Consider the following 23,043-nt stretch of genomic DNA (forward strand, 5'->3'; position numbering starts at 1 on the left):
TCAGGCGCTGGCCTTGCGCTGCTTTTCCATCCGCTTCAGCAGCATGCTGCGCTTGAGCGTCGAGAGGTAATCCACGAAGACCTTGCCGGCCAGGTGGTCCATCTCATGCTGGATGCACACGGCCAGGGGGCCTTCGGCTTCGACGATGATCTCGTTGCCGTCCACGTCGTTGGCCTTCACCTTCACCTTGAGGGCGCGGGTGACGTCGGCATAGATGCCCGGGAAGGACAGGCAGCCTTCCTGGTACACCTGCTGGCCGTCCTTTTCGAGGATCTCGGCGTTGATCAGGCACAGCGGCTTGTCGCCGCCTTCGCTCATGTCGGCCACCAGCACGCGCTTGTGCACGTTGACCTGCGTCGCCGCCAGGCCCACGCCATTGGCGGCGTACATGGTTTCGTACATGTCGGCGACGAACTGCTTCAGTTCGGCGTCGAACACGGTGACCGGGGCCGCGACGGTGCGCAGGCGCGGATCGGGAAATTCGAGGATGGTAAGGGTGGACACGGTGTCACCTTGAACGGTTGCGGGCCGGGGAGGCACGCCATGCCCGGAAAATTGCGGGCAAGTCGGCGAAAACCAAGCGCTTCGACCCTGTAGGATGCCCCCACATTCTACGCTGACGCCGGGGGCCGGGCGAGCGTGGTGACGTATTGTGCCCGTTAACGATTCGGTTACACTCGCGACAGCACCGGGGAAGGGGGAAAACCCGCCATGATCAAGAAGTTCGCCATGCTGCTGGGCGGCATGTTTTTTACCGTGGCTGTCTATGCCGCGGCGGCCCAACTGCGGCCGAATGCGCCCGATACCTACACGGTGCGCAAGGGCGACACCCTGTGGGACATCTCGGCCAAATTCCTTAGCAAGCCGTGGCTGTGGCCGGAGATCTGGCAGGCCAACCCCCAGGTTCGCAACCCGCACCTCATCTACCCCGGCGACGTGCTGAACCTCAGCATGTTCGGCGGCGGCGCCCGCGTTGGCCTGCAGCCCCGCGTCCGCACGGAAGGCGAGCCGGTCGCGGCCATCCCGCTCTCCGAGCTGCGGATGTTCCTGAAGGACATGCGCGTCATGGACGCCGACTCGGTCGAAAACGCCCCGTACGTGGTCGGTTTCGAAGACGCCAAGCTGCGCGGCACGCCGGGCAACAAGGTGTACGCCCGCGACCTCGACAGCGCCACGCCGGGCCAGCGCTGGGCCATCGTGCGCCCGACCCACCGCTTCCGTGACCACGCTGAAGACACCGGCCACGACGACGCGCTGAACGAGCCGAACCACGGCGCGTTCGTCGCGGACGACCTGGACAGCGACGTCTCGATGGCGCCCAGCCCCTGGCGTGAAGACACCCTGCACGACACCCACAACGGCACCGGTGCCGACGCGGGCGTCGAGGTCTCGGTGATCGGCACGGCCGAAGTGCTGGCGACCAACGGCGACATCGCCAGCCTCGTGGTGGTCGATTCGACGATGGAAATCCGCAAGGGCGACCGCTTCATGCCGGTGGACGACAAGCCGTACGATCCGTACTTCTTCCCGCATGCCCCCAAGGCCATGCCGGCGGATCCGCGTATCGTCGGCCTGACCGATGCCTCGTACGGCGTGGGCAGCCGCCAGGTCGTCTCCATCTCGGCCGGTAGCGCCGATGGCGTCGACAACGGCACCACCTTCCAGGTGATGAGCCAGGGCGAGAAGATTTCCGACGAAGTGAGCGGCAACTACAACCGCCGCGGCACCTCGCGTTCGGCCCAGCTGCCGGACGAGTACGGCGGCCACCTGATGGTGTTCAAGACCTTCGACCACGTCAGCTATGCGCTGGTGATGGATGCCCTGCGCCCGGTGCGCCGCGGCGACAAGCTGGTGCTGCCGCAGTAAGCGCGCCCACCAGGTAACACCGGAAAAGGGAGGCCCAGGCCTCCCTTTTTCATGCCTGCGCGCCGACACGCGTTCGCGGGCGCGGCCGTGGTCGCCGCCCTCTAGACTGTTCGCATGACTTCTTCCGACCTCCGCGACTGGCTCCTGCTCATCCGTACCCCCGCCCTCGGCGCTCGCCGGCTTCGCGAGGGCCTGGTGATGCGCGGAGGCGCCACCGGCCTGGTGGCCTGGCTGCGCAACCACCCCGAAGCCTTGTCCGGGGCGGGCCGCGCGTGGATCGAGTCGCCCGACGAGGACGCCCTCGCCCGCGACCTGGACTGGCTCAAGGCGGACGACCAGCGCCTGCTTTGTTGCACCGACGAGGACTTCCCGCCCCAGCTCGAGGCTATTCCCGACCCGCCGGCAGCCCTGTTCGTGAAGGGCGATGCCTCGCTGCTGCTCCGGCCGCAGATTGGCATCGTGGGCGCCCGCCAGGCCCAGGCGCCGGCCCTTGAAGTCGCCCGGCGTTTCGCGGCGGAGCTGGCCGCCGGCGGCCTTCTCGTCACCAGCGGCCTGGCCGACGGCGTGGACGGCGTGGCCCACGCGGGCGCCCTCGATGCCGGTGAGCCGACCATCGCCGTGATCGGCACCGGCCCCGACCTGGTCTACCCCAGCAAGCACCGCGCGCTGGCCCGGCGCATCGCCGAACACGGTGCCATCGTCAGCGAATATCCCCCCGGGACCCCCTCTTTGCCGGCTTACTTCCCGCTTCGTAACCGGATCATCGCCGGGCTCAGCCTGGGCGTGCTGGTGATTGAAGCGGGGCTGAAGTCCGGCTCCCTGATCACCGCCCGCCACGCCGGCGAGCAGGGGCGTGAGGTCTTTGCCCTGCCCGGGTCCATTCATAATCCCCTGGCCGAAGGCTGCCACGCCCTGATCGCCGACGGCGCCCGGCTCGTCCAGCGCAGCGATGAGATCCTTGCGGCGCTTGGCCCGGCGGCCATGGAACTGGGGGCGGAACTGAGGGCCCGGCTGGAGGGCGGGGCTGCCCCGGCGGCTGCGAACCGGCCCTCAAAAGCGCCCTTCGACTGGCGTGAAGACGAGGAATATCGCCGCCTCATCGACGCCATGAGTTACGATCCCGTGCTTTTGGACGCCCTCGTGGGCCGCACCGGCCTCTCCCCTGGGGCCTTGTCGTCGATGCTCCTGATGCTGGAACTGGAGGGCGAAGTCGCACCGCTCCCCGGGAACCGTTACCAGCGCGTGGTGCGGTAAGCGCCGCTTGACAGGCATCGTCGTGGTGTGTTTCCAACTAAATATAGACACGCGCTCGGGTTCACTGCCCTTGACGGACTTCGGAATCGCTAACGCATGGCAAAGAACCTCCTCATCGTCGAATCGCCGGCCAAGGCCAAGACGATCAATAAGTACCTGGGCACTGACTTCCAGGTGCTGGCGTCCTACGGTCACGTTCGTGACCTGAGGCCGAAGGAGGGTGCCGTTGATCCCGAGCACGGCTTCGCCATGGCGTACGAGGTGATCGACCGCAACGAAAAGCACGTCGACGCGATTGCCAAGGCGGCCAGCAAGGCCAGCTCCATCTACCTCGCGACCGACTTGGACCGCGAAGGCGAGGCGATCTCCTGGCATATCAGCGAGATCCTCCGCGAACGCGGCCTGCTCGAAGGCAAGGACGTCCAGCGCGTGGTGTTCAGCGAGATCACGCCGAAGGCCATCAAGGAAGCGGTGGCCAACCCGCGCAAGCTGTCCCACGACCTGGTCGACGCCCAGCAGGCGCGCCGCGCCCTGGATTACCTGGTGGGCTTCAACCTCTCCCCGGTGCTCTGGCGCAAGGTGCAGCGCGGCCTGTCCGCCGGCCGCGTGCAGTCGCCGGCGCTGCGCATGATTGTCGAGCGCGAGCTGGAGATCGAAGCGTTCCAGGCCCGCGAGTACTGGACCATCCAGGCCAACCTGGTCCACAAGGACGGAGCGTTCGACGCCCGCCTGGTGAAGCTGGACGGCAAGAAGTTCGAGCAGTTCGACCTCACCAACGAAGCCGACGCCCACAAGGCCCGTGCCGCCCTGGACAAGGCCGCGTCCGGCCAGTTCACCGTGGGCGACGTGACCAGCCGCGAGCGCAAGCGCCGCCCGGCCCCGCCGTTCACCACCTCGACCCTGCAGCAGGAAGCCGCCCGCAAGCTCGGCTTCTCCACCAGCCGCACCATGCGCGTGGCCCAGGGCCTGTACGAAGGCGTGTCCCTCGGTAGCGAGGGCAACGTCGGCCTGATCACCTATATGCGTACCGACTCGGTGGCCCTCTCCGAGGATGCCGTCGGTGAGCTGCGCGACCTCATCACGCGCGAATACGGCAAAGGCGCCCTGCCTGAGGCCGTGCAGGTCTACAAGTCGAAGTCGAAAAACGCACAGGAAGCGCATGAGGCCGTCCGCCCGACGTCCGCCATGCGCCTGCCCCGCAGCGTGGCGTCCTTCCTCAACGACGACCAGCGCAAGCTCTACGAACTGATCTGGAAGCGCACGGTCGCCTGCCAGATGGTCCACGCGACGATGAACACCGTTTCGGTGGAATTCCCGGTGGGCGACTCCGGCTTCCGCGCCACGGGTACCACCATCGTCGACCCGGGCTTCCTCGCCGTGTACGAGGAAGGCCGCGACCAGAAGAACGAGGACGACGACGAGGCACGCCGCCTGCCGCGCCTGGCCACGGGCGACAAGGTGCCAGTGTCCGCGATCGTCGCCGACCAGCATTTCACCGAGCCCCCGCCGCGCTTCTCCGAAGCCAGCCTGGTCAAGGCGCTCGAGGAGTACGGCATCGGCCGTCCGTCGACGTACGCCAGCATCATCCAGGTGCTGATCAGCCGTGAGTACGTCATGCTCGACAGCCGCCGCTTCAAGCCGACCGACGTGGGCCGCGCGGTGAGCCAGTTCCTCTCCGGCCACTTCAAGCAGTACGTCGACTACGACTTCACCGCGCGCCTCGAAGACGAGCTCGATGCGGTGAGCCGTGGCGAAGAAGCGTGGGTGCCGCTGCTCGAGCGCTTCTGGCAGCCATTCAAGACACTGGTGGACGACAAGACCGAAAGCGTCGACCGCAACGAAGCCACCGGCGCTCGCGAACTCGGCAGCGACCCGAAGACGAACAAGCCGGTGTCGGTCCGCCTGGGCCGCTACGGCGCCTACGCGCAGATCGGCACGAAGGACGACGAAGCCAAGCCGACGTATGCGAGCCTGCGCCCCGGCCAGAGCATGCACACGATCACGCTTGAGGAGGCGATGGAGCTGTTCAAGCTTCCGCGCAACCTTGGCAAGTCCGAGGAAGGCGACGATGTCACCGTCGGCGTGGGTCGTTTCGGTCCGTTCGTGAAGCAGGGCAGCACCTATGCCTCGCTGAAGCCGGAAGATGATCCGTACGTCATCGAGCTGCCGCGTGCGCTGCAGCTGGTGCAGGAAAAGCTCGAAGCCATCGCCAACCGCACCATCCTCGATTTTGGCAACGGCACCCAGGTGTTGAACGGCCGCTACGGCCCGTACATCACCGACGGCGAAAAGAACGCGCGCATCCCGAAGGATCGCGACCCGAAGACGCTGACCGAAGCCGAGTGCGCCGAACTGCTGGCCGCCGCGCCGGTGAAGAAGCCGCGTGGTGGCAAGGCGGCGAAGAAGGGCGCGACGAAGAAGGCCGCGGCCAAGAAGGCACCGGCCGAGAAGAAGGCTGCGGTCAAGAAGACGGCGACGAAGAAGACGGCCACCAAGAAGACCGCGACCAAGAAGGCCGCCACGAAGAAGACAGCGGCGAAGAAGACCACGGCCAAGAAGACGGCTGTGAAAAAAGCGGCCACCAAGAAGGCGGCCGTAAAGACCACGCCGGCCGGCTGACATGCGCCGGCTCGAGCTGTCGACCGTGGACGCGGCCGCCGCGCTCCTTCGCAAGGGCGGCGTGCTCGCCTACCCGACCGAGGCGGTATTCGGCCTGGGTTGTGATCCGCATGACCGAGACGCGTTCGATCGGCTGTTCGCGCTGAAGGAGCGTCCGCCCACGCAGGGCGTGCTCCTGATCGCCGCGGACTTCGCCCAGGTGGCGCCCTATATCGACCTCAGTGCGGTGCCGGAAGGCGTCATGGCCCAGGTCCATGCCACCTGGCCCGGCCCGAACACCTGGGTGTTTCCGCGCAGCGCGCTCGTGCCGGACTGGGTGGCTGGCGCCCACGCGGGCATCGCCCTGCGGGTGACGGCACACGAACCGGCGGCGGCGCTCTGCCGCGCGTTCGGGGCGCCGCTGGTGTCCACCAGCGCCAATCCCCATGGTGAACCGCCCGCGCGCGATGTGGCGACGCTGTCGCGCTATTTCGGCGAGCGGCTCGACGCCGTGCTCGATGCCCCGCTGGGTGGCCTGGACCGCCCCACGGTCATCCGTGATGCGCTGACCGGCGCTATCATCCGCGCTTGAGGAAGGGGGTAGGAATCTTGGCAAGCGTTTATGAAGCCACCGGGCGCGAAAGCGCGCCGATGTTGCCGTTGCTGGCTGGCGCGCCGTCGCGCGTGGTCGCCTGGCGCGACGGCCGTGCCGTCTCCGCCGCCACCTTCCTCGCCCACGTCCACCAGGTGGCCGCACGGCTGCCGGACGTGGTGGGCGCGGTCAACCTCTGTGAAGATCGCTACGCGTTCCTGGTCGCGTTCGCCGCGCTGGTCCTGCGTGGCCAGGTGAACCTGCTACCGCCCTCGCGCGCACCGCATGCGGTGGACGACGTGATGGCCAACCATCCCGGCTGCTACGCCATCGGCGAACTCCCGCTGGCGCCCGCGCCGGAGGGTTACCTGCAGATGCCCGCGCTCGACGACGTGGCGCCGTACGACGGTGAGCCGCCTTCGGTGCCGGCAGATGCCGTGGTCGCCATCGGTTACACCTCCGGTTCCACCGGCAAGCCGAAACCCAACATCAAGACGTGGGGCAGCTTCCACGCGAGCAACGCGGGCAACATCCGCATGCTGGCCGAGGCCATTGGCAGCCCCTTCGACGTGGTGGCCACCGTGCCGCCGCAGCACATGTATGGCATGGAGATGTCGGTGGTGATGCCGCTGATGTCCGAAGTAAGCGTCCACGCCGGCCGTCCGTTCTTCCCTGCCGACGTCGCCTCGGCGCTCGCGTCGATGCCCGAGCCGCGCGTGCTGGTGATCACACCCGTGCACCTGCGCGCGCTGGTGGAGTCCGGCGTGCAGCTGCCGTCGCTGGCCGCGTTCGTCTCGGCGACGGCACCGATGCCGGTGGAGCTGGCGATCGAGGCGGAAAAGCGCTTTGGTGCACCCCTGCACGAAGTGTTCGGGTCGACCGAAACCTGCGTGTTCGCCAGCCGCCGCACGGCGACCGAAGAAGAATGGTCGCTCTACGACGGCGTGACCCTGCACTCGCAGCCGGACGGCACCCTGGTCGATGCGCCGCAGCTGGCTGAACCCATGGCGCTGGCCGACATCGTCACCCTGCATGGCGAGGGGCGTCGCTTCCGCCTCTGCGGGCGCAATACCGACCTGCTGGAAATCGCCGGCAAGCGTGCGTCGCTGGGTGACCTCAACCGCCGCCTGCTCGCCATCGCCGGCGTGACGGACGGCGTGCTGTTCCAGCTGGACGAGCCAGACGCCGCTGGCGTGCGCCGGATCGCCGGGCTGGCCGTTGCCCCTGGCCTGACCCCGGAAGCCGTGCTGGGCGCCTTGCGCGAGGCCATGGACCCGGTCTTCCTGCCTCGCCCCCTACGCCTGGTGGATGCATTGCCGCGCAATGAGACCGGCAAGCTGCCGCGTGGCGCCTTGCTGGCGCTGGTCCAGCGCTAGGGCGGTTACAATCGCCGGTCCACGAACCGGAGATCCCCATGAAAGTCCTCGTCATCGGTAGCGGCGGCCGCGAGCACGCCCTGGCCTGGAAACTCGGCCAGTCGCCGCGCGTCGACGAGGTGATCGTGGCCCCGGGCAACGCCGGCACGGCACTGGAGCCGGGCCTTCGCAACGCGAACGTCGCGGTAACCGATATCGACGGCCTCGTCGCGCTGGCGAAGGCAGAAGGCGTCGGCCTCACCGTCGTGGGCCCCGAAGTACCGCTGGTCGCCGGCGTAGTCGACCGTTTCACGGCCGAGGGCCTGCGCTGCTTCGGCCCGCGCGCCGCGGCGGCCCAGCTCGAAGGCAGCAAGGCCTTCGCCAAGGATTTCCTGGCGCGCCACGCCATCCCGACCGCGCACTATGCCGTGTTCACCGACCTCGAGCCGGCGCTCGCCCACGTGCGCCAGACGGGCGCGCCCATCGTCATCAAGGCCGACGGCCTGGCGGCGGGCAAGGGCGTGGTCGTCGCCATGTCGCTGTCCGAAGCGGAAGCGGCGCTCAACGACATGCTTGGCGACAAGGCCTTCGGCGACGCCTCGTCGCGCGTGGTGATCGAAGAATTCCTCGATGGCGAAGAAGCCAGCTTCATCGTCATCGCCGACGGCAAGCGCGCGCTGCCCATGGCCACCAGCCAGGACCACAAGCGCCGCGACGACGGCGACAAGGGCCCGAACACCGGTGGCATGGGCGCGTACTCACCGGCACCGGTGGTCACCGACGAGGTCTCGGCGCGGGTCATGCGCGAGATCATCGAGCCGACGCTCGCCGGCATGGCGGCGGACGGCGCACCGTTCACCGGTTTTCTCTACGCCGGCCTGATGATCGACAAGGCCGGTGCGGCCAAGGTCATCGAGTTCAATGTCCGCTTTGGCGATCCGGAAACCCAGCCGATCATGCTGCGCCTGCAGTCGGACCTCGTCGACCTGGTGGAAGCGGCGCTCGACGGCGACGTCGGCCGCGTGCAGGCCCAGTGGGATCCGCGCCCGTCGCTGGGCGTGGTGCTTGCCGCGGGTGGCTATCCCGGCAAGGTGCGCGCGGGTGATGTCATTCGTGGCGCCAACGGCGACTACGGCCCGGACGTGAAGGTGTTCCACGCCGGCACCACCACCGATGCCGAAGGCCGCGCCGTGACGGCCGGTGGGCGCGTGCTGACCGTATGCGCCCTCGGCGACGACCTCGCCCAGGCCCGGGCGCACGCCTACGCCGCGCTCGAAAGGGTGACGTTTGCCGATGCGTTCTTCCGCCACGATATTGCCCACCGGGCCTTCTCGCGCGGATAAACAACCGCTCGGCTACACTGCGGCGACACCGACAGGATAGCCAACGGAATGTCTCAGTTTTCCCTTCTCGGCAAACGGCGTTTCGCGCCGTTTTTCTGGACCCAGGCCCTGGGCGCCTTCAATGACAACGCGTTTCGCAACGCGATGGTCATGCTGGTGGCCTTCCAGATGGCCTTGCCCGACAGCCAGGTATCGCTTTACACGAACCTGGCGCCGGCGCTGTTCATCCTGCCGTACTTCCTGTTCTCCGCCACGGCAGGGCAGCTCGCCGAGAAGTTTGAGAAAACACGCATCATCCGCTTCGTGAAGCTGTTCGAGATCGCTGCCATGGGCATCGCGGCGGTCGGCTTCTACACCCACCACGTGTCGCTGCTCCTGGTCGTGCTGTTCCTGATGGGCGTGCACTCCACGGTGTTCGGCCCGATCAAGTACTCGATCCTGCCGCAGGCGCTGGAGCGCAGCGAGCTGGTCGGTGGCAACGCGCTGGTGGAGACGGGTACGCAGCTGGCCATGCTCATCGGCATGATCGTCGGCAACTCGCTGATGCTGATCGCCGGTTACGGCACGCTGGCCGCGTCGCTGGCCACCATCGCCATCGCGGTCACCGGTTACTTCGTGTCGCGGCGCATTCCTATCGCGCCGGCCACCGCGCCGGACCTCCGCTTCAACTGGAATCCGTTCTCCGAAACCTGGCGCGTGCTCAAGCTCACGCACGAAGACCGCGCTGTCTTCAACGCAGTGCTCGGCATTTCGTGGTTCTGGTTCTTCGGCACCGTGATGATCGCGCAGCTGCCGAACTACACGCGCCACGTGCTCGGTGGCGACGGCTCGGTGAATACGCTGGTGCTGACGCTGTTCTCGCTGGGCACGGGCATCGGCTCGCTGCTGTGCGAAAAGCTCTCGCGCAAGCGCGTGGAAATCGGCCTCGTGCCGATGGGTGCGTTCGGGCTCACCGTCTTCGCCATCGACCTGTACTTCGCCCGCCCCGCGGTGGTCGCTGGCGCCTCGTTGTCCTGGGATGCCTTCCTCAGCGTGCCGGGTGCGTGGCGCGCGGCGATGGACCTCACCCTGATCGGTGCGTTTGCCGGTTTCTATGTCGTGCCGCTGTTTGCCTTCGTGCAGAGCCGGGCGCCGCGCGAGCGGCTGTCGCGCATCATCGCCGGTAACAACATCGTCAACGCGCTGCTCATCTGCATCGCGTCGGGCTTCGGCATCGGGCTGACGGCGGCGGGCCTGGATACGCCGACGATTTTCCTGGTCACCGGCGTGGTGAACATCGCGGTGGCTGTGTACATCTTCACGCTCGTGCCCGAGTTCATGATGCGCTTCATCACCTGGGTGCTAGTGAACACGCTGTACCGCGTGCGCGTGGACGGGCTGAAGAACGTGCCGGACGAAGGTGCCGCCGTGGTGGTGTGCAACCACGTAAGTTTCATGGATCCGCTGATCCTGATGGCCTGCGTGCGGCGCCCCATGCGCTTCGTCATGTACTACAAGATCTTCAACATCCCTGTGCTGAACTTCATCTTCCGCACGGCAAAGGCGATTCCCATCGCCGGCCGCAACGAAGATCCGGCGCTGATGGAAAAGGCTTTCGAGGTGATCGATGCCGCGCTCGCCGCGGGCGAAGTGGTGTGCATCTTCCCGGAGGGCGGGCTCACCAGCGACGGCGCGATCCAGGCGTTCCGCCCGGGCATCGACCGCATCCTGGCGCGCCGGCCGCTACCGGTGGTGCCGCTGGCCCTGCGCGGCATGTGGGGCAGCATCTTCAGCCGGCGTGACGGTGCACTGCGCCGTGCACGGCTGCCGCGACGCTTCTGGTCGCGGGTTGAACTGGTGGGTGGTGCCGCGCTGCCTGCGGGGGCGGCCAGCGCATCGGTGCTCGAAGCCCGGGTCAGCGAGCTTCGCGGCGACAAGGCCTGACGGAGGTCGTCAGGCGAACCACGCTGCCAGCACGATGACGGCGATGACGGCCAGCCACACCACGAGGACGCGGCGGATGACGCGGCGCGCATCCTCGAGTTCGGCGATCGGGTCGCTCACGTCGTGGGCGTAGCCGTCGCCGGCTTCGACATCGGCATCCACGCCGGCGCGTGCCACGGCGCCGAGGAAATCCGGCTCCAGGCGTGAGCGCGGGCTGCCCGACTGGTGGTGCCAGGCTTTCCACGCACCCATGACGGCATCGAAGTCCGAGACCAGCGCCATCGCGAACACCATCAGGTGTGCGGGGAGCCAGTCGAGCGCATCGGCCAGGCGCTGTGCGGCGGTGCGTGTCGCGGCATCCAGGGCCAGCGAGGCGTCGCGGCCCAGCGTCTGTGCCAGCCGGTAGCCCAGGGCGCCCGCGGGGCCCAGCAGGAAGAACCACAGCAGGACGCCGAAGCGGCGGCGCAACGCGGCGTAGAACGTGGCCTCGACCAGCGTGGGTGCGAACCAGGCCAGCGGCTCGGCGTCCATGCGCAGCGCGTTGACGGCCTCATCGCGGCGCAGCGTATCCGGCGCGCGCACGATGGCGTCGATGTCGGCTTCGATTTCACGGGGGCCCAGCGTGTACACCAGCACCAGCACGGCGAAGATCAGCCAGGCCAGGTCGAAGAAGGGCAGGGCCCGCAGGATGCCGGCGATGATGGCGCAGGCCACCACCGGCACGAGCAGGACGATGGCGACGCGGCCCGGGCCGGAGGTGTCGGCCAGGCGGCTTACCCAGCCGCGAAACCAGCGCTCGTCACGCCAGCGCGCGAGCTGCGGCACGCTCCAGGCAATGACGAGGGCAATGAGGACAGCGAGCAGTCGTAAGGCCATGGCGTGCGGCAACTAACAGGATGTTAGGCCGATTGTAGGCGAAGCCTCAGGCCTTGGGCGCGCTTGCGACCATTTCGGCGAGGCTGACGCCGCGTAGGGCGAGCCAGTGCTCAATGAGGCGATACGACACGGAAAGCGGTGGTGGCACACCGAGGGTGCCCGACGCCATGCCGTTCACGAGGTCATCCACCGTGAACCAGCGCGCATCTTCGAGTTCGTCATCGCGCAGGCGGATCTCGCGGCTCTTCGCCACGGCGGTGAAGCCGACCATGAGCGAGGCGGGGAGCGGCCACGGTTGCGACGAGTGGTACGTGGCGTGCAGTACTTCGACGCCGGATTCCTCGCGCACTTCGCGCTTCACCGCGTCTTCCAGCGATTCGCCGGGTTCGATGAAGCCGGCCAGCGTGGAATAGCGCCCCGCCGGCCAACCGCGCTGGCGGCCGAGCAGGCACGCATCGCCGTGTTCGACGATGACGATGATCGCGGCATCGGTGCGCGGGAAGTGCAGGTGCGCCCCATCCGGATTCGTGCACTGGACGCGATGGCCCGCGGCGACCACCACGGTGGGCGAACCGCACAGCGTGCAGAAGCGCGTCTGCCGCTGCCAATGGGTGACGCCCTTGGCGAAAGCGAACAGGCCGGCGTCGAAGGCGTCGAACAACAGCCCCGCATCGCGCAGCGACATGCGGCGTGCGCCGGTCATGCTGGCGAACAGTTCGGCGTGTGCTTCGTCGAGCACCAGCGTGAACCACGCGCGGCCATCGGCCAGGCCCAGCAGCGTGGAGCGCACGTCGCCGAAGCGCTCGTCGCGCATCGCCGGTGACATCCACTGCGGCGCGTCGGCGTCGGCGGTGACGAAGGCCTGGCCTTCGGTGTCCAGGACCAGGAAGCGCGTGTCCGGCGCGCGCTCGGTTTCCTCAACCCACAGGCGATCGTCGCGGCGTTCGGCCATCCGGTCGATCGCGATGCCGGCGAAGACATTTTCCCGGGCGCGTGAGGCGGCGGCCTTGTCGCGCTCCTGCTCGACGCTCACGCGGCGGTGCCGGTCAGGCGCTGAAGGACGAACCGCAGCCGCAGGTCGTCTTCGCGTTGGGGTTGCGGATGACGAACTGCGAACCGCTGAACGATTCGGCGTAGTCGATTTCCGCGCCGGTGAGGTACTGCAGGGACAGCGGATCGACCACCAGCGTGACACCCTCGCGCGAGACGGCGAGGTCATCCTCGGCCTGCTCCTCGTCGAAGGTGAAGCCGTACTGGAAGCCGGAGCAACCGCCACCGCTGATGTATACGCGGAGCTTGAGGCCGGGGTTGCCTTCCTCTTCGATCAGCTCGTGCACCTTGCGGGCAGCGGCTTCGGTGAAGACCACCGGCGTGCCGGCCGACCGGTAATCCGGTGCGCCGGTCGGGGCCATGGGGAATGGGTTATTCATGCTGACCATAATGGCGCCGATCGCTGGCAGGTCAAGCCTTTAAGTCAGGGCCGGTGCCGCATCGATCGCCTGCTGGGCCAGCTGGCGCACCGTGACCGGCCCCCGGTGGATCATCTTGCCGTTGACCTGGGCGCCCGCGGCCATTTCCAGCACCTGGTAATGGACGTCACCTTCGATCCGGGCCTGCGGGGCGAGTTCGAGGCGCTCCGCGATGTGGATATCGCCGGTGACGCCCCCGTTGACCACGGCATGCGGCACCTCGATGCGGCCGACCACGCGGCCCGTCTCACTGATGGTGAGCACGCCTTCGCTGCCGGGATCCGCGTGGATCGAGCCTTCCACGGTGCCGTCCAGGTGCAGGGCGCCTGAAAAGTGGATGTCGCCGCGGACGGTGGCGCCGCGGGCCACCAGGCTGGTCGCTGCCGCGCCTGCGGTGGGGGCGGAAGACTTACGGTTGCTGCTGAACATCGGTGACCTCGTCGGTTCGGGTGGCATCGGCCCAGGCGACCGTGGTGGTGGTGGCGTCACCACCGTCGGCGCTGGCACTGAAGCGCAGGCGGGTGGGCTTGAACCCCGTGGGCACGGTAAAGCTGGCCTGGACCTGCTGGAAGTACTTGAAAGAGAAGGCGACGCCGGTGGATGCCGCGGACTGGCCCAGCGCCGGCCCCTCCAGCGTGGTGACCTTGTTGCCCTGGATGCCCTCGACGGCGACTTTCAGATCGCCCTTCACCGTGTCGCCGCGACGGGCGTTCTGGGTGAGGGTGACGACGAGGTTCCAGGCGTTGGGCATGCCCGCGACGGCGGTAACCCGGGCGCCCTGGATCTTCAGCCCGTCACGCTGGCCATTGCCGCCGACCAGCCGCGAGTAGAACGCGAGGTCGGTACGCAGGCCGCTGATTTCCTCGTCGCGCTCGGCAAGGTTCTTCTTGAGCTCTTTCGTGGCGATATCCGCCACCTGGCTGGCGCGCTGGAGGTTTGCCACGGTCTGGCGCAGTTCCTCGACATCCGCCGGCGCCTGGCCCGGGCTAGCTGCGAGGGCGCCTGGATGGCGTGCGTGCGTGGGCGCCAGGACCCAGGCCAGGCCCGCGGCCAGGGCCACGCTGGCGAGCCAGCCCGCGCCGATCAGCAGCCGGGTACGGCGCTCGCGCCCCGCGTCGTGCGAGCGCACGACAAGGCGTGGCGGGTGGCGTGGCGCCATGGCGGGTTCCGTGCAAGAAACGTGAAAGGGCGATGGTATAGCCCTTCGGTTTCAGAATGGTCAAGGAACCCGGGCACACCCCAACGAAAAAAGGCCGCCTTGCGGCGGCCCTTCGCGGGATCAGTGCTTGTCGAGCGAGCCGACCTTGCTGAGCATGTAGCGCTCGGGGCCGATGTCGGCGATCAGGCTGAACTGGGTTTCCAGCCAGTCGATGTGCTCTTCTTCCTGGCCAAGGATGAACTTGAACAGGTCGCGGCTGACGAAATCGTGGATGCCTTCGCTGTAGGCAATCGCCTCGCGCAGGTCCTTCGTGGCAATCATCTCGAGGTCCAGGTCGCCCTGCAGGGCTTCGACCACGTTCTCGCCGATGCGCAGCTTGCCCAGGTGCTGCAGGTTCGGCAGGCCGTCGAGGAACAGGATGCGCTCGATGAGCTTGTCCGCGTGCTTCATTTCCTCGATGGACTCTTCGTACTCGTGCTTGGCCAGCTCGTTGTAGCCCCAGTCCTTGAACATCCTGTAATGCAGGAAGTACTGGTTGATGGCGGCCAGCTCGTTGTAGAGCACCTTGTTGAGGAATTCGATAACTTTCGCGTCGCCCTTCATGTCGCGTCTCCCTGAGATTCAGGGCACGACTATACGTCGCCACAAAAGGCGATGACGTAACGAGAATGAAGACGGTTTGCGTCCGCGTTGGACGCGGGCGGGTCAGGCCGTGGCGGGCAGGAACGTCAGCAGCGGCGAGCGCGCATCGGCGACCGCTTCGCGGAGGCACTGGCGGGCTTCGGGCTCGCAGGCGCCGCAGCAATCCGAGCAGCCCGTGCGGGCCTGGAGCTCGGCAAAGGTTTCCACGCCCTCGGCCGCAAGGCGGCGGATGGCGTGATCGGTAACGGCATTGCACATGCAGATGTACATGGGTGCGAATTCGAACGCGAATGCGAACGATTGTCAACTGCGCGATTGTGAAGATCGTTCAGCTTCCAGGCGGCCCCTCGGAGCCGGGTCAGCCCTGGCCGGCGGCTTCCCGGGCCAGTCGGAGCAGTTCGGCCTGCTGGGGGCAGGTGCCGACTTCGACGCAGCACACGGTCTCGACGGTGGGGGCGAACTGGCGCAGGGCGCGTTCGTACACCTGGCGCTTGAAGTTGACCACGTGGTTGGCCGGGTACCAGAAATCCACCCAGCGCCAGAGGTCGAACTCGGGCTTTTCGCAGGCGTCCAGGCGCAGCTCGCTCTCGCCGCCGGTAAGCCGCAGGAGGAACCAGACCTGCTTCTGGCCGATGCAGGTGGGCCGCTGGTGGTGGCGCACGAAGCGGCTGGGCAGGCGGTATTTCAGCCAGCCACGGGTCTCCGCCAGCACTTCGACGTGCTGCGCCTTCAGGCCGGTCTCTTCCTCCAGCTCGCGGTACATCGCTTCCAGCGGGGTTTCGTCGCTGCGCATGCCGCCCTGGGGGAACTGCCAGCCATCCCGGTTCACCCGGCGCGCCCAGAACAGGCGGCCGTCACCGTTGAGGAGGACGATCCCCACGTTCGGTCGATAGCCATCTGCGTCGATCATTCGTCCTCCGCGAAGGTTTCGCGTTAGGGTCGATTCAACCACAGCGCGAGAAGTCGCTTCAAGGCGCCTCTTGAATAGCGAGCCAGCCCCGATTAAACTGCCCGGCCTTCGCGGCCAGCCCGCGGAAGACCAGGTTTCATGGCTAGGTAGCTCAGCTGGTCAGAGCGCGGCACTCATAATGCTGAGGTCGGCGGTTCGAGCCCGCCTCTAGCCACCAGGAAAAAGAAAAGCCGCCCCGGGTGACCTGGGCGGCTTTTTCTTTGCCTGTGCGAACGCCTCAGGGCCCCGCGTGTGGCGCTTCGGCTGTCTCCTCGTGGCGCGGCGGTGTATCCAGCACCACGCGGGCCAATTCCACCACGTTGTGCACGCGCAGCTTGGCCATCAGGTTGGAACGGTGCAGTTCCACGGTCTTCGGGCTGATCTTCAGCTCGCTGGCGATCACCTTGTTGAGCTTGCCGCGCATGATCCCGTCCAGCACCTGGGATTCGCGCGGGGTCAGGGTGACGCCGGGTGGGAGGCAGGTGAGGGCGCCCGCTTCGGGCTCGGCGCCGGCCGGCTCGGGTTCGTCGCCCAGCGGCACGAGGAAGATGGCCTGGAAGGGCGTGGGGGCGAGGTCGAGCGTCTGCCGGGTCACCCGGTACCGTCGCGGCGCGGCGTGCGGGTCGCGGAAGACGAATTCGTCGGGCTGGTCCGTGGGTGAAAGGTGGTTTTCCAGCCAGCCGGGCCCTGCGCGGCCCCGCCCGATGCCGAACTCGCGCCGGAATGCCGCATTCACCATCACGGCGCGACCCCCTGAGCCCGGCCAGACCACGCAGGGCCAGGGCAGGGCGGAAAATACTCCTTCGGCCAGCGCGCAGGGCTGCGGCTGGTCGATGGACTCATGGCCAAGGCACATGGATGCCTCCTTCGGTGAACCCGTTGCCCGTTGGCGGCCACCCCCTCGCACCGCCTATCTAGTTACCACTGCAACCGTCCAGCCATGAAAAGTCCATGAACCCGGCGCCCGGATCGGCCAAAGTGTGGACTGGGTCGTGAAGGGTCCTTGCGGGCGGTCAGGTTTGGCCGCTCCGCTACACTAGGCGTAGTCACGGTAAAACTTTCATGCCCATGCGTATCTTCAAGACCTTCAACATCGAGGCGGCCCACCGCCTGCCGAACGTGCCCGAGGGGCACAAGTGCTCGCGCCTGCACGGCCATTCGTTCCGCGTGGAGCTCCACGTCGAGGGCCCGGTGGACCCGGTGTTCGGCTGGGTGATGGACTTCGGCGACCTCAAGGCGCGCTTCCTGCCGCTGTACGACCGCCTGGACCATCACTACCTCAACGACATCGAGGGGCTGGAGAACCCGACCAGCGAGAGCCTGGCCCGCTGGATCTTCGAGCACCTGCGGCCGGACGTGCCGTTGCTCTGCAAGGTGGTAGTGCACGAAACCTGCACTTCCGGCGCCGAATACACGGCCTGAAAGCTGTCATCGCAACAAATTATGGTTGCTGCCCTGCAGCAGGCGGGTCTACACTCCGGCACCTTCCCGTTTCCCCGACGGGGATCGCAACGGGAATGCGTCGAGCGACCGCAATGGCCGCCGGCTCCTCGCCAGCGACGCGACGGATCGTCGCGCCGGCGGGTGCTTATGCACTTTCGTCGCTTGTCCGGTTGTTTAGGGCACTGGTATACTTTTCCAGATTAAACCGTGGCCCGTTGAACCAGCAGGTGCCGCCTTCGAGCGAAACCACGGGAGCCTCGCGTTGCTCAACAGTCTTGCAGCCGGTCGTCACCTAGCCATGCGCGTGGTATTCACGCAGCTGGCGGTGGCTGTGGTTGCGGGGCTCGCTTTCTGCCTGCAAGGGCGCGCCGCCGGTCTGGGCGCATTTGCAGGTGCCCTGATCGTCGCTTTCGCTACCGCGCTGCTTGCCGCGCGAGCGTTCAGCGCGCTGGGGGGAGCAGGGGCAACGTTCATGCGGTTCCTCGTCGGCATGATCCTTCGCTGGATCATTCTTATCGGGGGGCTGCTGCTCATTCTGGTTCAATGGAAGCTGCCACCCTTGCCGACACTGGTCGGCCTGGTGGCGGCTTACGCGGTCAACGTATTTGCATTCAGATTCAAGGGTTGAGGCATGGCTAGCGAACCGCAGGGCGGTCTGACCGAATACATCCAGCATCACCTGAACCACATGACGGTGAATTTCAGCGCCGATCATTTCTGGTTCTGGAACCTCCGTGCCGACTCCCTCCTGGTCTCGTTTGGCCTGGGCGTGGTGTTCTGCCTGTGGTTCTGGCTGTTTGCGCGCAAGGCGACCTCCGGGGTGCCGTCCAAGGGCCAGGCCCTGGTCGAGCTCGCCATCGAGTTCGTCGACACCCAGGTGAAGGACACCTTCCACGGTGACCGTCGCACGGTGACGCCGCTGGCGCTGTCCATCTTCATGTGGGTGTTCCTCATGAACGCGATGGATCTGCTCCCGGTGGATCTCGCCGGCTGGCTGGTGCACACCTTCGGTGGTGCGGAAGCCGCGCATCACACCTATTTCCGCATGGTGCCCACCGCCGACATCAACACCACCGTCGGCCTGTCGGTCGCCGTGCTGTTCATCGTCATCGGCCACGGCATCAAGGCCAAGGGCGGCTTCGGTTTCGGCAAGGAGCTGCTCACCGCTCCGTTCCATGCCGAGAACCCGATCGCCAAGCTCGTCCTGGTCATCCCGAATTTCCTTCTCAACGTCGTCGAAACCCTGTCGAAGCCTGTGTCGCTCGCGATGCGACTGTTCGGCAACATGTACGGCGGCGAACTGGTGTTCATGCTGATTGCCGGTCTGATGGTGAGCTGGATCAGCTTCGTGCCTGGCGTCGTGTTCAACACGGCCTGGGCGATCTTCCACATCCTGATCATCGCCCTCCAGGCGTTCATCTTCATGATGCTGACGATCGTCTACATCGCCACGGCGCGGGAACATCACTAACTCACCGCCCCGACGCTAAAAACTCAGTTTTTAATCGTTTCGTTTCCAACCTTTCGTTATTTGTATATCCCAGGAGAACACCATGGAACTCGCATCGCTTCTCGCCCACGTCCAGGGCATGACCGCCATCGCCATCGGCGTGATCATCGGCCTCGGTGCGCTCGGCGCCTGCCTCGGTATCGCCATCATGGGCTCGAAGTTCCTTGAGTCGGCTGCTCGCCAGCCGGAACTGGTCCCGCTGCTCCAGGGCCGCATGTTCCTGCTCGCCGGCCTGATCGACGCGGCATTCATCATCGGCCTCGCCGTCGCCCTGCTGTTCGCGTTCTCGAACCCGCTGGTCGGTGTCGTGCGCGCCGCCGTCGGCGGCTAATCAGCCGTTCGTCTTGTCGCCGTGGCCCCTGGGGCCACGGCGATCGTCAGTACCCAAGCGTTCGGAGTCTTCGGAGAGATCATGGAAATTAACATGACCTTCCTGGGCCAGATGATCTCTTTTGCGATCCTGGTCTGGTTCACCACCAAGTTCATCTGGCCCCAGCTCAACGGTGCCATTGAAGAGCGCCAGAAGAAGGTGGCCGAGGGTCTGGCCGCCGCGGAGCGCGCGCGCGCCGAGCTCAAGGATGCCGACGCCAAGGTCGCCGTCGAGATCAAGCAGGCTCGCCTGCAGGCTACCGAGATCATCGACAAGGCCCAGCAGCAGGGCAACCAGATCCTCGAGAAGGCTCGCGCCGAAGCCACCAGCGAGATCAACCGTCTGAAGGCCCAGGCCCAGGACGAGATCGCGTCGATGGCCCAGCGTGCCCGTGAGCAGCTGCGCGAGCAGGTTGGCGCGCTGGCTGTCCAGGGTGCCGAGAAGATCGTGCAGCGCGAGATCGACCCGGCGGCCCACAAGGCCCTGCTCGACCAGCTCGCTGCCGAGATCTGATCATGGCCCAGGCGCTCACCCTCGCCCGTCCCTACGCGCGCGCCGCTTTCGAAGTGGCGCACGCGTCGGGTTCGCTTGCCGACTGGCTGGCGGCGCTGGATTTCGCCGCGGCTGTCGCGGCCGATCCGCGCATTGCCGGCCTCGGTAACGATCCTCGCGTGCTGCCGGCCCAGCTGGTCGCGCTGCACCTGCCCCCCGGCATGGCCGCCGATGCGCCGTTCGCCCATTTCCTCGCGGAACTGGCGGAAAACGGCCGCATGGCGCTGTTGCCGGAAATCGCCGCGCTCTACGACGACTACAAGCGTGAGTCGGAGTCGACCCTGAAGGTCAAGGTCACGAGCGCACTGGATCTCGACACCGCACAGGCTGAACAGCTGCGCGCCTCGCTGAAGCGCCGCTTCAAGCGCGAGATCGAACTGGATACGCACGTCGATGCGGCGTTGCTTGGCGGTGTCGTCATCGACACGGGCGAGCAGGTCATCGACGGTTCGGCGCGCGGCCGCCTGCAGCGGCTGGCCGGCGTGCTGACGCACTGATTACGAGCTTCTCATACCACCGGGTGCCGTGAGAGCGGCGCAACCCAAGGAACCGACCATGTCCAGCACCACTCTGAATCCGTCTGAGATCAGCGAGCTGATCAAGTCCCGCATCGAGCAGTTCAAGCTCGGTGCCGAGGCACGCAACGAAGGCACGATCATCAGCGTGTCCGACGGCATCGTGCGCATCCACGGCCTGGCCGATGTGATGCAGGGCGAAATGATCGAACTGCCGAACAACACCTTCGCCCTGGCACTGAACCTCGAGCGCGACTCGGTCGGCGCCGTGGTGCTCGGTGAATACCAGCACCTGCGCGAAGGCGATGCCGCCAAGACCACCGGCCGCATCCTCGAAGTGCCGGTCGGCCCGGGCCTGCTCGGCCGCGTCGTCGACGCGCTGGGTAACCCGATCGACGGCAAGGGCCCGATCGACGCCGTGGGCACCAGCCCGGTCGAGAAGGTGGCCCCGGGCGTCATCTGGCGCCAGTCGGTCGACCAGCCGATGCAGACGGGCTACAAGTCCATCGATTCGATGATCCCGATCGGCCGCGGCCAGCGCGAACTGATCATCGGCGACCGCCAGACGGGCAAGACCGCCGTCGCGATCGACGCGATCATCAACCAGAAGCACTCGGGCATTAAGTGCATCTACGTCGCCATCGGCCAGAAGCGCAGCTCGATCGCCAACGTCGTGCGCAAGCTCGAAGAGAACGGCGCGCTGGCCAACACCATCGTCGTCGTCGCCTCGGCTTCCGAAGCGGCCGCCCTGCAGTACGTCGCGCCGTATTCCGGCTGCGCCATGGGCGAGTACTTCCGCGACCGCGGTGAAGACGCGCTGATCGTGTACGACGACCTCTCCAAGCAGGCCGTGGCGTACCGCCAGATCTCGCTGCTGCTGAAGCGTCCGCCGGGCCGCGAAGCCTATCCGGGCGACGTGTTCTATCTCCACTCGCGCCTGCTTGAGCGTGCTTCGCGCGTCAGCGCCGAGTACGTCGAGAAGATGACCAACGGCGAAGTGAAGGGCAAGACCGGCTCGCTCACCGCGCTGCCGATCATCGAGACGCAGGCGGGTGACGTTTCGGCGTTCGTCCCGACCAACGTGATCTCGATTACCGACGGCCAGATCTTCCTCGAGACCGATCTGTTCAACGCCGGTATCCGTCCGCCCGTCAACGCCGGTATCTCGGTGTCGCGCGTCGGTGGTGCCGCCCAGACCAAGATCATCAAGAAGCTGTCCGGCGGCGTGAAGCTGGCCCTCGCCCAGTACCGTGAGCTGGCTGCGTTCGCGCAGTTCGCTTCGGACCTGGATGCGGCCACCCGCGCCCAGCTGGATCGTGGCCAGCGCGTGACCGAACTGATGAAGCAGGCGCAGTACGCCCCGCTGTCGATCGCCGAGCTCGGCGTGTCGGTCTATGCGGCCGAGAAGGGCTACCTCGACGACCTGCCGGTCAACAAGGTGCTGCCTTTCGAGAAGGGCCTGCACGCCTTCATGCGCCAGAACCACGGCGACCTGATGGCGAAGATCGACCAGACCGGTGACTGGGACAAGGACATCGAGGCGACCTTCAAGGCCGCCGCCGACGAGTTCAAGAAGACCGGTAGCTGGTAAGAGCGAAACGCGCGGGACGCTGGCGAAAACGCCCGTCCCGCGAGCTGGCGCCACCTTTCAAAGACGAGTAAGCCATGGCTAGCGGCCGCGAAATCAAAACCAAGATCAAGAGCACGCAGAACATGCGCAAGGTGACGCGCGCGCTCGAAATGGTCTCGGCATCGAAGATCCGCAAGGCGCAGGACCTGATGAAGGCCTCGCGTCCTTACGCACGCCTGATGCGCAAGGTCATCGCGCACGTCGCGCAGGCAAGCACCGACTTCACCCATCCGTTCCTCACCGAGCGCGAGAACGTCGCGCGCGTGGGCTTCATCGTGGTGTCGACGGACCGCGGCCTCGCCGGCGGCCTCAACTCCAACCTGTTCCGCCGCACGCTGACCACCATCCGCGAATGGCAGGACAAGGGCGCGGAGATCGATGTCGTCGCCGTGGGCCAGAAGGCCGTGCAGTTCTTCCGCCGCATCAAGGGCGTGAACCTGATCGGCTCGGCCACGCACCTGGGCGAGAAGCCGAAGCTCGAGGACCTGATCGGCGTGATCAAGGTCGTCCTCGATGCGTACGGCGACAACAAGCTCGATCGCGTCTTCCTGGTCTACAACGACTTCGTGAACACGATCGTGCAGAAGCCGACCATCGAAGCCCTGCTGCCGGTGACGCTGGTGGCCAAGGAGCTCGAGAACGCCGAAGGCGCGGCCTCCGAAGGCGTGAAGGTCGAGCAGACCCACGACTGGGATTACATCTACGAACCCGATGCACGCACCGTCCTCGAGCACCTGATGACGCGCTACATCGAATCGGTGGTGTACCAGGCGGCCCTGGAGAACCTGGCCAGCGAACACGCTGCGCGCATGGTGGCCATGAAGGCCGCGTCGGACAACGCCAACAAGGTCATCGGTGAGCTGACGCTGGTCTACAACAAGGCCCGCCAGGCAGCGATTACCCAGGAAATCTCGGAAATCGTCGGCGGCGCCGCCGCGGTTTAATCGAACAAGCGAAGGCGACGCGAAAGCGGCGCCGCTACAGAACCTAAAGAAGA

25 protein-coding genes and 1 tRNA gene are annotated in these 23,043 nt (G+C 66.5%); 16 read left to right on the top strand and 10 right to left on the bottom strand.

The annotated features are described in order from the left end of the window. On the bottom strand, window positions 1-504 hold the full coding sequence (gene def / locus FIV34_RS01400) for a peptide deformylase (RefSeq protein WP_139978945.1): 504 nt from the start codon (window positions 502-504) through the stop codon (window positions 1-3). Between the two features lie 207 nt (window positions 505-711). Here def and FIV34_RS01405 point away from each other — a divergent pair, with 207 nt between their 5' ends. The 7 genes from FIV34_RS01405 to FIV34_RS01435 all read left to right on the top strand — a co-directional run bounded on the left by FIV34_RS01405 (window position 712) and on the right by FIV34_RS01435 (window position 10,931). After that, window positions 712-1,866 carry a LysM peptidoglycan-binding domain-containing protein gene (locus FIV34_RS01405; RefSeq protein ID WP_139978947.1) on the top strand — a complete coding sequence of 385 codons (1,155 nt, stop codon included), beginning with the start codon at window positions 712-714 and terminating at the stop codon, window positions 1,864-1,866. A 114-nt stretch (window positions 1,867-1,980) separates the two neighbouring features. Beyond that, entirely contained in the window at window positions 1,981-3,120 is a 1,140-nt protein-coding gene (dprA, locus tag FIV34_RS01410; RefSeq protein WP_139978949.1) for a DNA-processing protein DprA, read from the top strand. Between the two features lie 96 nt (window positions 3,121-3,216). Continuing rightward, window positions 3,217-5,739, top strand: a complete 2,523-nt coding sequence (locus FIV34_RS01415) for a DNA topoisomerase I (RefSeq protein WP_139978951.1) — start codon at window positions 3,217-3,219, stop codon at window positions 5,737-5,739. 1 nt (window position 5,740) lies between these two features. Next, on the top strand, window positions 5,741-6,310 hold the full coding sequence (gene tsaC, locus FIV34_RS01420; protein WP_139978953.1) for an L-threonylcarbamoyladenylate synthase type 1 TsaC: 570 nt from the start codon (window positions 5,741-5,743) through the stop codon (window positions 6,308-6,310). Window positions 6,311-6,327: 17 nt separating this feature from the next. Further along, window positions 6,328-7,686, top strand: coding sequence for an AMP-binding protein (locus FIV34_RS01425; RefSeq protein WP_139978955.1), 1,359 nt, complete (start codon window positions 6,328-6,330; stop codon window positions 7,684-7,686). A 38-nt stretch (window positions 7,687-7,724) separates the two neighbouring features. Continuing rightward, window positions 7,725-9,008 carry a phosphoribosylamine--glycine ligase gene (gene purD, locus FIV34_RS01430; RefSeq protein WP_139978957.1) on the top strand — a complete coding sequence of 428 codons (1,284 nt, stop codon included), beginning with the start codon at window positions 7,725-7,727 and terminating at the stop codon, window positions 9,006-9,008. Between the two features lie 48 nt (window positions 9,009-9,056). Then, a complete protein-coding gene (locus tag FIV34_RS01435) occupies window positions 9,057-10,931 on the top strand; it encodes an MFS transporter (RefSeq protein WP_139978959.1) in 1,875 nt (624 codons plus the stop codon). A 9-nt stretch (window positions 10,932-10,940) separates the two neighbouring features. Here FIV34_RS01435 and FIV34_RS01440 read toward each other — a convergent pair whose 3' ends face one another. The 8 genes from FIV34_RS01440 to FIV34_RS01475 all read right to left on the bottom strand — a co-directional run bounded on the left by FIV34_RS01440 (window position 10,941) and on the right by FIV34_RS01475 (window position 15,987). After that, the gene (locus FIV34_RS01440) at window positions 10,941-11,807 is read right to left on the bottom strand and encodes a beta-lactamase induction protein (RefSeq protein WP_139978962.1); all 867 of its coding nucleotides are present in this window, start codon (window positions 11,805-11,807) and stop codon (window positions 10,941-10,943) included. 46 nt (window positions 11,808-11,853) lie between these two features. Further along, a complete protein-coding gene (gene nudC / locus FIV34_RS01445; protein ID WP_246058719.1) occupies window positions 11,854-12,840 on the bottom strand; it encodes an NAD(+) diphosphatase in 987 nt (328 codons plus the stop codon). A gap of 13 nt (window positions 12,841-12,853) precedes the next feature. Beyond that, a complete protein-coding gene (erpA, locus tag FIV34_RS01450; RefSeq protein WP_246058720.1) occupies window positions 12,854-13,237 on the bottom strand; it encodes an iron-sulfur cluster insertion protein ErpA in 384 nt (127 codons plus the stop codon). A gap of 39 nt (window positions 13,238-13,276) precedes the next feature. Continuing rightward, window positions 13,277-13,705, bottom strand: coding sequence for a bactofilin family protein (locus FIV34_RS01455; RefSeq protein WP_139978964.1), 429 nt, complete (start codon window positions 13,703-13,705; stop codon window positions 13,277-13,279). Then, window positions 13,686-14,435 carry a DUF6776 family protein gene (locus FIV34_RS01460; RefSeq protein WP_139978966.1) on the bottom strand — a complete coding sequence of 250 codons (750 nt, stop codon included), beginning with the start codon at window positions 14,433-14,435 and terminating at the stop codon, window positions 13,686-13,688. The genes FIV34_RS01455 and FIV34_RS01460 overlap by 20 nt, the downstream gene beginning before the upstream one ends. A gap of 120 nt (window positions 14,436-14,555) precedes the next feature. Beyond that, a complete protein-coding gene (bfr, locus tag FIV34_RS01465; protein WP_139978968.1) occupies window positions 14,556-15,038 on the bottom strand; it encodes a bacterioferritin in 483 nt (160 codons plus the stop codon). 102 nt (window positions 15,039-15,140) lie between these two features. Next, a complete protein-coding gene (locus tag FIV34_RS01470; protein ID WP_139978970.1) occupies window positions 15,141-15,347 on the bottom strand; it encodes a (2Fe-2S)-binding protein in 207 nt (68 codons plus the stop codon). Between the two features lie 88 nt (window positions 15,348-15,435). After that, the gene (locus FIV34_RS01475; RefSeq protein WP_139978972.1) at window positions 15,436-15,987 is read right to left on the bottom strand and encodes an RNA pyrophosphohydrolase; all 552 of its coding nucleotides are present in this window, start codon (window positions 15,985-15,987) and stop codon (window positions 15,436-15,438) included. A 140-nt stretch (window positions 15,988-16,127) separates the two neighbouring features. Between FIV34_RS01475 and FIV34_RS01480 the strand changes: the two genes are divergently transcribed. Then, a tRNA-Met gene (locus FIV34_RS01480) sits at window positions 16,128-16,204 on the top strand. 60 nt (window positions 16,205-16,264) lie between these two features. On the opposite strand, the gene FIV34_RS21085 is transcribed toward FIV34_RS01480, so the two are convergent. Continuing rightward, window positions 16,265-16,882, bottom strand: a complete 618-nt coding sequence (locus FIV34_RS21085; RefSeq protein ID WP_211352691.1) for a response regulator transcription factor — start codon at window positions 16,880-16,882, stop codon at window positions 16,265-16,267. A gap of 212 nt (window positions 16,883-17,094) precedes the next feature. On the opposite strand from FIV34_RS21085, the gene queD reads away from it, so the two are divergent. The 8 genes from queD to atpG all read left to right on the top strand — a co-directional run bounded on the left by queD (window position 17,095) and on the right by atpG (window position 22,990). Further along, window positions 17,095-17,448 carry a 6-carboxytetrahydropterin synthase QueD gene (gene queD, locus FIV34_RS01490; protein ID WP_139985593.1) on the top strand — a complete coding sequence of 118 codons (354 nt, stop codon included), beginning with the start codon at window positions 17,095-17,097 and terminating at the stop codon, window positions 17,446-17,448. 319 nt (window positions 17,449-17,767) lie between these two features. Beyond that, window positions 17,768-18,097, top strand: a complete 330-nt coding sequence (locus tag FIV34_RS01495) for an ATP synthase subunit I (RefSeq protein WP_139978974.1) — start codon at window positions 17,768-17,770, stop codon at window positions 18,095-18,097. Window positions 18,098-18,100: 3 nt separating this feature from the next. Continuing rightward, window positions 18,101-18,940 (top strand): F0F1 ATP synthase subunit A, encoded by an 840-nt coding sequence (gene atpB, locus FIV34_RS01500; RefSeq protein ID WP_139978976.1) that lies wholly within the window; start codon window positions 18,101-18,103, stop codon window positions 18,938-18,940. Between the two features lie 82 nt (window positions 18,941-19,022). Next, complete coding sequence (gene atpE / locus FIV34_RS01505) at window positions 19,023-19,310, top strand: F0F1 ATP synthase subunit C (RefSeq protein ID WP_139978979.1); 288 nt, start codon at window positions 19,023-19,025, stop codon at window positions 19,308-19,310. Window positions 19,311-19,391: 81 nt separating this feature from the next. Further along, window positions 19,392-19,862 (top strand): F0F1 ATP synthase subunit B, encoded by a 471-nt coding sequence (locus FIV34_RS01510; RefSeq protein ID WP_139978981.1) that lies wholly within the window; start codon window positions 19,392-19,394, stop codon window positions 19,860-19,862. 2 nt (window positions 19,863-19,864) lie between these two features. Next, window positions 19,865-20,398 carry a F0F1 ATP synthase subunit delta gene (locus tag FIV34_RS01515; protein WP_139978983.1) on the top strand — a complete coding sequence of 178 codons (534 nt, stop codon included), beginning with the start codon at window positions 19,865-19,867 and terminating at the stop codon, window positions 20,396-20,398. A gap of 58 nt (window positions 20,399-20,456) precedes the next feature. Beyond that, entirely contained in the window at window positions 20,457-22,007 is a 1,551-nt protein-coding gene (gene atpA, locus FIV34_RS01520; protein ID WP_139978986.1) for a F0F1 ATP synthase subunit alpha, read from the top strand. 74 nt (window positions 22,008-22,081) lie between these two features. Then, a complete protein-coding gene (gene atpG / locus FIV34_RS01525) occupies window positions 22,082-22,990 on the top strand; it encodes a F0F1 ATP synthase subunit gamma (RefSeq protein WP_139978988.1) in 909 nt (302 codons plus the stop codon). Window positions 22,991-23,043 lie beyond the last annotated feature (53 nt).

This window comes from Luteibacter pinisoli, assembly GCF_006385595.1.
In the GTDB taxonomy this organism is placed as follows: domain Bacteria; phylum Pseudomonadota; class Gammaproteobacteria; order Xanthomonadales; family Rhodanobacteraceae; genus Luteibacter; species Luteibacter pinisoli.